The organism is Klebsiella sp. Q11 (assembly GCF_964241505.1).
Taxonomy (GTDB): Bacteria; Pseudomonadota; Gammaproteobacteria; order Enterobacterales; family Enterobacteriaceae; genus Klebsiella; species Klebsiella michiganensis.
Window position 1 is genome coordinate 352,596 of record NZ_CAXSXW010000002.1, and the last position, 12,212, is coordinate 364,807.

General features: G+C 54.2%; 9 protein-coding genes. 4 read left to right on the plus strand and 5 right to left on the minus strand.

All coding sequences use genetic code 11. The annotated features are described in order from the left end of the window. Positions 1 to 157 precede the first annotated feature (157 nt). Positions 158 to 2,200, plus strand: a complete 2,043-nt coding sequence (gene prlC, locus ACESQ2_RS04025) for an oligopeptidase A (protein WP_014839726.1) — start codon at positions 158 to 160, stop codon at positions 2,198 to 2,200. Positions 2,201 to 2,207: 7 nt separating this feature from the next. Next, positions 2,208 to 2,972 (plus strand): 16S rRNA (guanine(1516)-N(2))-methyltransferase RsmJ, encoded by a 765-nt coding sequence (gene rsmJ / locus ACESQ2_RS04030; protein WP_373170176.1) that lies wholly within the window; start codon positions 2,208 to 2,210, stop codon positions 2,970 to 2,972. A gap of 138 nt (positions 2,973 to 3,110) precedes the next feature. Here rsmJ and dtpB read toward each other — a convergent pair whose 3' ends face one another. Further along, positions 3,111 to 4,577 carry a dipeptide/tripeptide permease DtpB gene (gene dtpB / locus ACESQ2_RS04035; protein WP_025106828.1) on the minus strand — a complete coding sequence of 489 codons (1,467 nt, stop codon included), beginning with the start codon at positions 4,575 to 4,577 and terminating at the stop codon, positions 3,111 to 3,113. Positions 4,578 to 4,837: 260 nt separating this feature from the next. Beyond that, complete coding sequence (uspA, locus tag ACESQ2_RS04040; protein WP_004126268.1) at positions 4,838 to 5,275, minus strand: universal stress protein UspA; 438 nt, start codon at positions 5,273 to 5,275, stop codon at positions 4,838 to 4,840. Between the two features lie 380 nt (positions 5,276 to 5,655). Here uspA and uspB point away from each other — a divergent pair, with 380 nt between their 5' ends. Further along, positions 5,656 to 5,991, plus strand: a complete 336-nt coding sequence (gene uspB / locus ACESQ2_RS04045) for a universal stress protein UspB (protein WP_004855171.1) — start codon at positions 5,656 to 5,658, stop codon at positions 5,989 to 5,991. 66 nt (positions 5,992 to 6,057) lie between these two features. Here the strand turns inward: uspB and pitA are convergent, their stop codons facing one another. After that, positions 6,058 to 7,554: an inorganic phosphate transporter PitA gene (gene pitA, locus ACESQ2_RS04050; protein WP_014227140.1), complete on the minus strand. Its 1,497-nt coding sequence runs from the start codon at positions 7,552 to 7,554 to the stop codon at positions 6,058 to 6,060. A 229-nt stretch (positions 7,555 to 7,783) separates the two neighbouring features. Between pitA and ACESQ2_RS04055 the strand changes: the two genes are divergently transcribed. Further along, positions 7,784 to 8,980, plus strand: a complete 1,197-nt coding sequence (locus ACESQ2_RS04055; protein ID WP_373170177.1) for an NAD(P)/FAD-dependent oxidoreductase — start codon at positions 7,784 to 7,786, stop codon at positions 8,978 to 8,980. Between the two features lie 34 nt (positions 8,981 to 9,014). Here the strand turns inward: ACESQ2_RS04055 and ACESQ2_RS04060 are convergent, their stop codons facing one another. After that, positions 9,015 to 10,898 carry a sigma 54-interacting transcriptional regulator gene (locus ACESQ2_RS04060; protein ID WP_373170178.1) on the minus strand — a complete coding sequence of 628 codons (1,884 nt, stop codon included), beginning with the start codon at positions 10,896 to 10,898 and terminating at the stop codon, positions 9,015 to 9,017. 142 nt (positions 10,899 to 11,040) lie between these two features. Continuing rightward, positions 11,041 to 12,204 (minus strand): metallo-dependent hydrolase, encoded by a 1,164-nt coding sequence (locus tag ACESQ2_RS04065; RefSeq protein ID WP_049071617.1) that lies wholly within the window; start codon positions 12,202 to 12,204, stop codon positions 11,041 to 11,043. Between the last annotated feature and the right edge of the window lie 8 nt (positions 12,205 to 12,212).

Consider the following 12,212-nt stretch of genomic DNA (forward strand, 5'->3'; position numbering starts at 1 on the left):
TTTATGCGCTCTGGCCACAACGGCCAGACTTATCGCAGTAATACCCGCCTGCGCGCGGCGCCTGACATTGAAATTCAGCAAACTATCCCCCATTCTAGATCTCATGCTATAGCGCCGGACGCGCGCTTCATTCACCCAATTCAACAGGACTGCGCATATGACCAATCCATTACTGACGCCTTTTTCATTACCGCCATTCTCTGCCATCAAACCCGAGCACGTGGTCCCCGCGGTCACTAAAGCGCTGGATGATTGCCGGGCGGCGGTAGAGCGCGCGGTGGCGCAAGGGGCGCCGTATACCTGGGAAAATCTTTGCCAGCCGCTGGCGGAAGTAGACGACGTGCTGGGGCGTATTTTTTCCCCGGTCAGCCACCTGAACTCGGTCAAAAACAGTCCGGAGCTGCGCGAAGCCTACGAGCAGACCCTGCCGCTGCTTTCGGAGTACAGCACCTGGGTTGGGCAGCATGAAGGCCTGTACAAAGCGTACCGCGACCTGCGCGACGGCGACCATTACGCCACCCTGAATACCGCGCAGAAAAAAGCGGTAGATAACGCGCTGCGCGATTTTGAACTCTCCGGTATTGGCCTGGCGAAAGAGCAGCAGAAACGCTACGGCGAAATCGCCGCCCGCCTCTCCGAGCTGGGCAATCAGTACAGCAACAACGTGCTCGACGCGACCATGGGCTGGACCAAGCTGGTCACCGATGAATCTGAGCTCTCCGGCATGCCGGAAAGCGCGCTTGCCGCAGCGAAAGCCCAGGCTGAAGCCAAAGAGCAGGAAGGGTTTCTGCTGACCCTGGATATCCCGAGCTATCTGCCGGTAATGACCTACTGCGACAATCAGGCGCTGCGTGAAGAGCTGTATCGCGCCTATTCCACCCGCGCCTCCGACCAGGGGCCGAACGCCGGAAAATGGGACAACAGCCCGGTAATGGCGGAAATCCTCGCCCTGCGCCACGAGCTGGCGCAGCTGCTGGGCTTTGACAGCTTTGCCGACAAGTCGCTGGCGACCAAAATGGCCGAAAATCCGCAGCAGGTGCTCGACTTCCTGACCGACCTGGCTAAACGCGCCCGTCCGCAGGGTGAGAAAGAGCTGGCCCAGCTGCGCGCCTTCGCCAAAGCCGAATTCGGCGTGGATGAACTACAGCCGTGGGATATCGCTTACTACAGCGAAAAACAGAAGCAGCATCTTTACAGCATCAGCGACGAACAGCTGCGCCCCTACTTCCCGGAAAACAAAGCGGTTAACGGCCTGTTCGAGGTGGTTAAGCGTATTTACGGTATTACCGCGAAAGAGCGTACCGATGTGGACGTCTGGCATCCGGAGGTGCGCTTCTTCGAGCTGTACGATGAAAAAAATGAACTACGCGGTAGCTTCTATCTCGATCTCTACGCTCGCGAACATAAACGCGGCGGGGCGTGGATGGATGACTGCGTTGGCCAGATGCGCAAGCTTGACGGCTCGCTGCAAAAGCCGGTCGCTTATCTGACCTGTAACTTTAACCGTCCCGTCAACGGTAAGCCGGCGCTGTTCACCCACGATGAAGTGATCACCCTGTTCCACGAGTTTGGCCACGGTCTGCACCATATGCTGACCCGTATCGACACCGCCGGCGTGTCCGGCATCAGCGGGGTACCGTGGGATGCGGTCGAGCTGCCGAGCCAGTTTATGGAAAACTGGTGCTGGGAGCCGGAAGCGCTGGCCTTTATCTCCGGCCACTATGAAACCGGCGAGCCGCTGCCGCAGGAATTGCTGGAGAAAATGCTGGCGGCGAAGAACTACCAGGCGGCAATGTTTATTCTGCGCCAGCTGGAGTTCGGCCTGTTCGACTTCCGCCTGCATGCGGAGTTCAGCCCGCAGCAGGGCGCGAAAATCCTCGAAACGCTGGCGGAAATTAAGCAGCAGGTGGCGCTGATCCCCGGGCCGTCGTGGGGCCGTTTCCCGCACGCCTTCAGCCATATTTTCGCCGGCGGATACGCAGCGGGTTATTACAGCTATCTGTGGGCCGACGTCCTGGCGGCGGATGCCTTCTCGCGCTTCGAAGAGGAGGGTATCTTCAATCGCGAAACCGGCCAGTCGTTCCTCGACAACATCCTTAGCCGCGGCGGTTCGGAAGAGCCAATGGTCCTGTTCAAACGCTTCCGCGGTCGCGAGCCGCAGCTGGACGCGATGCTTGAGCATTATGGTATTAAGAGTTAATCCTGTTGTGAAAATTTGTTTAATTGATGAAACGGGCGCCGGAGACGGCGCCTTATCTGTTCTGGCTGACCGCTGGGGGCTGGAGCAGGATGAGGACAACCCGATGGCGCTGGTGATGACGCCGGCGCATCTGGAGCTGCGCAAGCGCGATGAACCGAAGCTTGGCGGCATCTTTGTTGATTTTGTCGGCGGGAGCATGGCCCATCGGCGCAGGTTCGGCGGCGGCCGCGGCGAGGCGGTGGCGAAAGCGGTGGGAATCAAAGGCGACTATCTGCCGGATGTGGTCGATGCGACCGCCGGTCTGGGAAGGGACGCCTTTGTGCTGGCGTCAGTCGGCTGTCGCGTGCGGATGCTGGAGCGTAACCCGGTGGTTGCCGCGCTGCTCGACGATGGCCTGGCGCGCGGCTACGCCGACGCTGAAATCGGCCCCTGGTTGCAGGAGCGTCTGCGGCTGATTCACGCTTCCAGCCTGACGGCGCTGACCGATATCACTCCGCGTCCGCAGGTGGTCTATCTCGACCCGATGTTTCCGCATAAGCAGAAAAGCGCGCTGGTGAAGAAAGAGATGCGGGTATTTCAGTCGCTGGTGGGGCCGGATTTAGACGCCGACGGTCTGCTGGCGCCGGCGCGTCAGCTGGCGACCAAACGGGTGGTGGTTAAGCGCCCGGACTACGCGCCGCCGCTGGCGGATGTGGCGACGCCTAACGCGGTGGTGACCAAAGGCCACCGTTTTGATATCTATGCTGGAACGGCGGTTGAGCCGCAGGGGTAAGCAACCTGCGTCAGGACCCTTTCCCCGGGGGCGGCGCGATGCGCCTTGCCCGGGCTACGGGTTCTTGCGATCTGGGGGTTCTGTAGCCCGGATAAGGCGTTAGCCGCAATCCGGGAAACCTCGTCGACCGCTCCGTTTTTACGCGCTTTTTGTATTAATCATCCTGTTCAGCCACGGCACCATGATCGCCATGACCACCGTTACGCCCAGGGTCACCAGGCCAATTTTGCTGAAGACATCGGTATAAATCGGCAGCGTCTGTAGCGGGTCGGTAATATTATCCGGTACGGCGGTGAAGGTCGCCACGTAGCCGCCCAGCAGGAACGCGGCCGCCTGGGTTAAAAACCACATCCCAAGAATAAAGCCCATCAGATGCTGCGGCACCAGCGCGGCAACCATCGCCAGCCCCAGGGCGCTAATCAGCAGTTCCCCCAGACTCTGGAACAGATAGACCAGCACGATAAACCACGGCGAGGTCAGCCCCTGGGCGTCGGCAAACCACATTCCCGCCGCGGCTGCCGTGAGAAAGCCCAGCGCGCACAGGAACATGCCAAGGGTAAACTTCATCGGCATAGTCAGGTCTTTGCCCTTATTGCCCAAACGCGTGTAGATAGCGGCGAGGATCGGGCTGGCCACCACCACCCAGAACGGGTTTAGCGCCTGAAAGCTCACCGGGTTAATCGCGAAACCAAGTATTTCATGGTGAACGTTATTGATAGCAAAGAAGTTGAGCGAGGTGGGCATCTGCGCGTACAGAATATAAAACAGCACCGCTTCCAGCATCAGGATAAAGGCGACGAACATTTTGTTGCGCCCGGTTTTATCCAGCTTGAAGGCCTCGCGGAAGAAGAAAATCGTCACCACCACTGAAAGGATAATCAGCACCAGATTGGCGATTTTGACATTATGCATTAGCCAGGCGCAGAGAAAAATCATGACCACCGTACCGGCCAGCACGTACAGTAAATTGCGCAGGCTCAGCGGTTTGTGGTCCGGCTCAGAGCCGATATCTTTCACCATACCCCGACAGGCGAAGTAAACCAGCAGGGCGACGATCAGACCGGCGCCGCACAGGTTGTAGGTTACCGCATAGCCGAACTTGTCGGCAATCACCGGCGCCAGCGAGAGCGACAGCAGCGAACCGATATTGATCGACATATAAAACAGCGTGAAGGCGCCATCCAGGCGGGCATCTTTTGGCGGATAGCATTTGGACAGCAGGCTCGCCGGGTTAGCTTTAAACAGGCCGTTACCCACCGCAATGGTCCCCAGCGCGATGAAAATCAGATTGGGTTTGAGCAGCGACAGGCCGGTCATAAAGTAGCCTGCGGCAAGCACAATCGCGCCCAGAACCAGCGTACGTTTCGTACCCAGCAGGTGATCGCCAACATAGCCGCCGATGGAGATAAGGCCATATACCAGCGCGGCAAACGCGCCAAAGGTAATAAACGCCTGCTCCTGAGAAAAACCGAGCTGTTTAACAAAGAAAACGGCCAGGATCCCCTGAACGCCGTAATAGCCAAATCGCTCCCATAGTTCCACAAAGAAGATCATGAAGAATGGGCGAGGTTGCTGCAGCAAGCCTGTCGGTGCGGTTGAATTCATCTTTCTTCGCCTTTAAGTCCTGTCCGGAAAAGTATGAACGCGTATGCCAAAACGCGCTGAAAAAGGTTAATTTTGCGTAATGATATGATGTTTATCTATTTGGGCGAATTATTATATGGCTATATTGCTTTTGAAATGGTTGATCAACCTGGCATTGTGGCGATTATTTGGATTTATATGCTTTTTTTGCGGCGGGTGGGGGAAATAAAAACGCCCGCGTTGGCGGGCGTTGGTCATCAGCGAAATGAAATAACGGCCTGTTATTCGTCTTCTTCGTCGCGCAGCGGGACAATCAGCATATCCACGTGAACGGTGTTGATGAGCTGACGAGCCGAGGACATCAGTTTGCTCCAGAAGTCCTGATGGTGACCGCAAACCACGAGGTCCATATCATACTTTTTAATCGCATCAACCAGCACCTGGCCAAGATCGCCGCTGCCGCTCAGGGTCTCAGTGATCGGATAGCCCGCGTTGGTGGACAGCTCGCTTAACGCGTGGTGAGTCTCTTCGGAGATGCGTTTCTGCATGTCGCCCAGATTGACGTCAATAAGGCCGGTGTAGAGATCGGAGTAATTCACATCCACGTGGATCAGGGAAACTTTTGCATTGTAGGGGCGGGCCATAGAAACGGCTTTTTCTACCAGTACTTTGCTTTCCGGGGACAGGTCTACTGCAATAAGAATATGTTTGTAAGCCATGGTGTTACTCCTTCCATAAGTTGTCGATGACCGTTGGACCTGACAGCCAGCGCTGCCGCTTCGCCCGCGTCCTGCGTGCTACATTCGCGGGGGGGAGTCCTTAAGGACCTAATTGTAGAAGATATTTCTACCTTATAGCGCCCCTCGCGATCCGTCAATCCACCTTGTTCAGCGAATAGTTAAACAAATATATCCGACTTATGCATTGATAATGATTAACGTTGTGGTAAAAAAATTAACTGATCTCCTACACTATTTAATGAGCCGGTCGGATAAATAAACGTGATCGGAATCGCACTCTTTCACAGTACAGTCGGTTTGATATTGGGGAGCGGTAGTCCCGGAGGGAGCCTCCGAGGACGGGTCGCCGGGGAGGAGGTATGATCAGCACTGTTGCGCTGTTTTGGGCCCTGTGTATCGTATGTGTAGTGAATATGGCACGCTACTTCTCGTCGCTGCGTGCATTGCTTGTTGTGCTACGTGGTTGTGACCCTTTGCTCTATCAATATGTCGACGGCGGCGGTTTTTTTACGTCGCACGGGCAGCCCGGCAAACAGGTGCGCCTGGTGTGGTACATCTACGCCCAGCGCTACCGCGATCACCACGACGATGAATTTATCCGCCGCTGCGAGCGGGTTCGTCGGCAGTTTATTCTCACCAGCGCGCTATGCGGCCTGGTGGTGGTCAGCATGATTGCCCTGGCTATCTGGCACTAGCTTCACGATACAAAAAAAACGGGCCAGTTTCCTGACCCGTTTATCTTTCTTGTTTCTGATATTCGCTTAGATAATCTGCAGCGAGAGCCAGTACAGCGCGCCGGACAGCAGAATCGCCGCGGGCAGGGTCAGTACCCAGGCCATCAGGATGCTGGTGACGGTTTTCTTCTGCAGACCGCCGCCATCAACGAGCATCGTCCCCGCTACCGAGGAGGAGAGCACGTGGGTGGTGGAAACCGGCATACCGGTATAGCTCGCCAGACCAATCGATACGGCGGCGGTCATCTGAGCTGACATACCTTGTGCGTAGGTCATCCCTTTCTTACCGATTTTCTCGCCGATGGTGGTCGCCACGCGACGCCAGCCGATCATGGTGCCGATACCCAGCGCCAGCGCAACCGCCATAATAATCCAGATTGGCGCGTACTCGATGGTGCTCAGCATATCGGTTTTCAGCTTCTTCAGCAGACGCTTATCGTCAGCATTCACTTCCGGCAGCTTAGCCACTTTGTCAGTGGTGTCGGAGATGCAGAGCATAATACGGCGCAGATGGCTACGCTGTTCCACGGAGAGCGTGTCGTAGCTTTCGGTACCGGTTAGCATCGTCTTCACGCGGTCAAGTGCGTTGATGGTGTTTGCCGGGTGGCAGTGGAACTCGCCGTTTGCGGCAGCCCCTGCGTCCGGAGACGGGATGAGCTGCTCGGCGCCGGTCGCTTTTTTCAACAGCTCAGGACGCTGCTGGAAGAAGGTTTCCACGTTGTTGACCGCATCGCGGGTACGGGTGATTTCGTAGCCGGAAGCGTTCATATTGACCACGAAGCCAGCCGGAGCCACGCCGATCAGCACCAGCATCACCAGGCCAATGCCTTTCTGACCATCGTTCGCGCCGTGGGAGAACGCGACCCCAATGGCGGACAAAATCAGCGCAATACGCGTCCAGAACGGCGGCTTTTTCTTGCCATCTTTCTTTTCACGCTCGGCTGGAGTCAGGTGGATACGGGCGCGTTTTTTGGTTCCGCTCCAGTAGCGACGCAGAATGAAAATCAGGCCGCCCGCCACGACCAGGCCAACGATTGGCGAGACGATCAGCGAGCCAAAAATACCCATGACTTTCGGGATGTTCAGCGCGTCCACCACCGACGTACCGGTCATCAGGGCATTGGTTAAACCAATACCGATGATCGCGCCGATCAGGGTGTGCGAGCTGGAGGCCGGAAGGCCGAAGTACCAGGTGCCGAGGTTCCAGATAATTGCCGCCAGCAGCATGGAAAAGACCATGGCGAGGCCATGTGCTGAACCCATGTTAAGCAGCAGGTCGGTCGGCAACATATGCACGATGGCATAGGCTACGCTGAGACCGCCCAACAGAACGCCGAAGAAGTTAAAAAGAGCCGCCATCGCCACAGCAAGCTGCGACCGCATTGCGCGAGTGTAAATCACCGTTGCAACCGCGTTTGCGGTATCATGAAAACCATTGATCGCTTCGTAAAAAAGCACGAAAGCCAGAGCAAGCAATAACAGTAATCCGGTATGTAAATCCAGACCGGCAAATAAATGTACCATAGGACGTTACGCCATTTTGAGGACATGAACGCGGCGCATTATCAGTGACTTTCGCGGCGCGGGCAAAGTGAAATATAGACTTTTTTTGATTTTCTTCCTGTTTAAGTTTTACCTTGTTGGGAGTATTCCTATATCTTTCAATGAGGTACGCAAATCTGTTTTTTTCAGTCTGGTGCGACCAGAATGAAAAATTTACAATTCCCGACAATCGGGATATGAGGAATGTTGTGTGGAAAGGTTTGATGCCATCGTAATCGGCGCCGGAGCGGCGGGAATGTTTTGTGCAGCGCAGGCGGGGCAGGCAGGCTGTCGGGTGCTGCTGCTCGATAACGGCAAAAAGCCCGGGCGGAAGATCCTGATGTCTGGCGGTGGCCGCTGCAACTTTACTAACATGTATATCGAACCCGCGGCATATCTCAGCCAAAACCCGCATTTTTGCAAATCTGCGCTGGCGCGCTACACCCAGTGGGACTTTATCGATCTGGTTAGCAAACACGGTATCGCCTGGCATGAGAAAACCCTGGGCCAGCTTTTCTGCGATGATTCCGCCGAGCAAATCGTTAACCTGCTGCTGGCCGAGTGCGAAAAAGGCGGCGTACACATTCGCCTGCGTAGCGAAATTATCAGCGTAGAGCGGGATGATGAGGGCTATACGCTACAGCTTAACGGCGAGACGGTGGCGGCGAAAAAGCTGGTGGTTGCCTCCGGCGGATTATCCATGCCCGGCCTGGGCGCCTCGCCGTTTGGCTATAAGCTCGCCGAGCAGTTTGGCCTGAAGGTGCTGCCGACCCGCGCGGGCCTGGTGCCGTTTACCTTGCATAAGCCGCTGCTCGAACAGCTGCAGGTGCTTTCCGGGGTGTCGGTGCCGTCCACCATCACGGCGGAAAACGGGACCTTCTTCCGGGAAAATCTGCTCTTTACCCACCGCGGGCTGTCCGGGCCGGCGGTACTGCAAATTTCCAGCTACTGGCAGCCGGGAGAGTTCGTCAGCATCAATCTGCTGCCGGATTGCCATCTTGATGACTTCCTCAACGAGCAGCGCGCGGCGCATCCCAATCAGAGCCTGAAGAACACCCTGGCAATGCAGCTGCCAAAGCGGCTGGTTGAGTGCCTGCAGCAGCTGGGGCAGCTGCCGGACGTCACCCTGAAACAGCTAAACGTTCGCGAGCAGCAGGCGCTGGTTGAGACGCTGACCGCGTGGCGCGTCCAGCCGAATGGCACCGAAGGCTATCGCACGGCGGAAGTGACCCTCGGCGGTGTCGACACCAACGAACTCTCTTCGCGCACCATGGAGGCCCGCAAGGTGCCCGGTCTGTACTTTATCGGCGAAGTGATGGACGTCACCGGCTGGCTGGGAGGCTATAACTTCCAGTGGGCGTGGGCGTCAGCCTGGGCATGCGCGCAGGCTTTAGCGGAACAGAAATAACCGCCTGCTCTGTATCAGCGGACCCGGCTCCGCCTTATCCGCTGATATTGTGCTGCTTTAATTTGCGCCACAGGGTCGTGGGGCTGATGCCGAGCATCACCGATGCTTTGGTTCTGTCCCCGTCGGTTTTTTCTATGACATGGGTAATCAGCCGTTTCTCTTGTTTCTTTAATAAATCGGTTTCATCTGATGCCACGCCCGCGGCCGGGAATTGAGAGCTCTCGTTGGCGTCATCCGGTGAAATTTGACCGATCTGCAGCAAAACGTCTTTGCTCACTCGATCGATGTCCAGCAGGACGATGAGCCGGTAGATAACCGCCTGAAGTTCACGAATGTTGCCAGGCCAGCTATAGCGATGCAAAAAATCCACCGCGTCGGGGGTAAATGTGATTTGCCTACCTTGCTGATAAAGCAGGTGCTGAATCAACAACATGATATCGCCCGGTCGTTGGCGTAAGGCCGGTAGACTCAACTCAAGAATATTGATTCTATAATACAGATCCTGCCTGAACTCACCGCTGGCGACGAGCTGGCGCAGATCTTTATTGCTGGCGGTGATCAGGCGAAAATCGGCGGTGATCAGCGTATCGCCGCCGAGACGAGAGAATTGCTTCTCTTGTAACACGCGCAGCAGCTTAACCTGTACCGATAACGGCGCTTCGCTGATTTCATCGATAAACACCGTGCCGTTCATCGCCATTTCAAACACCCCCGGTTTTCCGCCCTTGCGCGCGCTGGTAAATGCGCCGTCGGCATAGCCAAAGAGTTCACTTTCCAGAATGCTCTCGGGAATGGCCGCGCAGTTAATCGCGATAAAAGGGCCGTGGCTTCTGGCGCTATGGTTATGAATACTCTGAGCGAAAAGCTCTTTACCTGTGCCGGTATCGCCCAAAATATGAATGGGAAGTTCGTGGCGGGCGCACAGTTTAGCTTTTTTTATTACATCGCGTATCGCCGGAGACTGGCCAATAATGTCGTCGAAAGACCAGGTTGTGGAAAAACCGCGGAGTTTACTTTTTTTGCTGATACTATTTTGCCAAAGTGAACTCTCCTGGTTTAATCCTGTAATAATGCTATAAGATGTTTGGCGGTTGGAAAAATGACGTATGGAAATAAAAATAGGTTGGCCGTTAATATCAACGGCCTGTTCTTTAATATCTAATTCGTTAATAATACTGGGGTAAATATCTTTAAATGCCTCTTTTTTGAATATTTTATCTCCGACATGACACTGGAATAAGCTCAGGCCGATAGCATTAATATTTATGATCTCACCCAGCTGATCAATACACATGATGCCCTCACGTGCTTGATTGAGCGCGGCGTGGCTCATGATGAGCTTGGTATTTTCTCGGTTGATATATTTTAATAGGCTATAGGCTTCATTGATGGCCTGCTCAATCGAAATATTATCGGTGTCTCCCATAATAGCATTGAGGTTATATTTTTTAGCCATTTCAGCAACCGTAAGGCCGCCGATGACCGTATGGTAATCGTTCTCTGAAAGATTTTTTATAACGTTTTCAATATCATTGTGGTTGTATACCTGGCAAATTTTAAACTCTTCGTTAGTCATGTTCTGATAATGACGTAAGGCATTACAAAATTGGGGGAAACCAACCGCGGCGATTTTTTGTGATTTGATTTTGGCCTGTTGTAAAATGCGATAAACGCCGTGAAAATCATGGGCGATCTCAATGACCGGGATACTAATATTGTTACGCAGGAGGGCGGCGGTGCCGCCTCGGCTAATAATTATCTTAGCGCCGGACTGGATCATCTCATTCGCTTTATCGAGAACGTCAGAATAACGAAATTCATATACCGGAACATCGAGTTTCCTCTCAATAAGAACATTCATGATGCGTTGGGTTATTGTTTTGGAAACTGAAAAAATGACAATTTCATTATTCTTCATATATTATTCGCTCAGGTGTTCTGGGTTTGCAATGTTTATTATATGGTGAGCACAGGGAGAATCAATGAGGGTGGTCATATAATACGATATTAAGAATAAAAGCCTTACGCATAGGAAATGCGTAAGGCTATGTTATTAGTGATTAGAAACGCAGGCGGCGGTAGACAATTTGACCGTTGCATAAGGTAGCGCAGTTATCGATATAACGGTCACCTTCGAGTTTGACCCCGTGGGTATCTTCAAAAATGACGTTCTCTTTTCGCAGCTTAACAATGGAAATATCAGCACTGGCGCCGGGCGCCAGGGTACCAATTTGTCCCTGCATCTTCATCAGGCGGGCCGGCGTGGCGGTTACCGCGCGAACGATATCGAAGAAGGACATTCCCATATTGAGATATTTCGACATGACGTGGAGCAGACTGTAGACCTTATCCGTCCGTAAGCTATTTCTCAGGGTGAGATCGGTGCTGATGATATCGGGATAAAATCCCTGCTCCATGGCGGTTCTGGCAACGTGAAAATCAAAGTGGGCCACGCCGTTTGAACAGTCGAAGATAACCCCTCTGGTCTGCGCCTCTTTTATTGCCGCATAGACCTCGCCCTGTTCATCGAGAATCGAGTGGCCGGTACCGTGGAAGCAGTGGGCGTAAATATCATCGGCATTAAAATAGCGGATCAGTTCATCGGCGCAGAGAAGAGAGTCCGTGACGTGAACGCAAATCGTGGTATCCAGTTTACGCGCCAGGGAGACGGTAGAGAGAAGAGGGTCGCTGGCGTACTGTTTCCCTTTGGCGATATCCTGGCTGTAGCGTAGTTTCAATCCCAGAATATTGTCTCTGTTGCTATTCAGCGTTTGGGCGATTTTCTCCTCGTTGTAATTCGCCGGGTTGGTATTTTCCAGATACCCGGTCGGCCCGCCCCCGAGGGTGGAAAGCCCGACGTTGACCACGTTCAAATAGCTTTTGATTTTCACCATGGCAGGATGAATCACGCTATTGCGAAAAAGCTGATAATTCACCCAGCCGCTGCTGCCGGCATCGACCATGCTGGTGACCCCGTTGGGCAAGCATACGATGTCAGGGTTGACGCTGATGGCGGTCCCGCCGTGAAAAACATGACCATGGAAGTCGATTAAGCCAGGCAGCACGATACAACCCGCGGCATCAATCACCGTTTCGGCCTGCAAATTGTCAACGGTATTTAAGTCCACGATGCGATCGCCGATAACGCCAATATTACGATTAATATAATCATGACCTTCGGGATCGGCGACCAGACCGTTTTTAATCAGAATATCCAGTTTCATTTTATGCT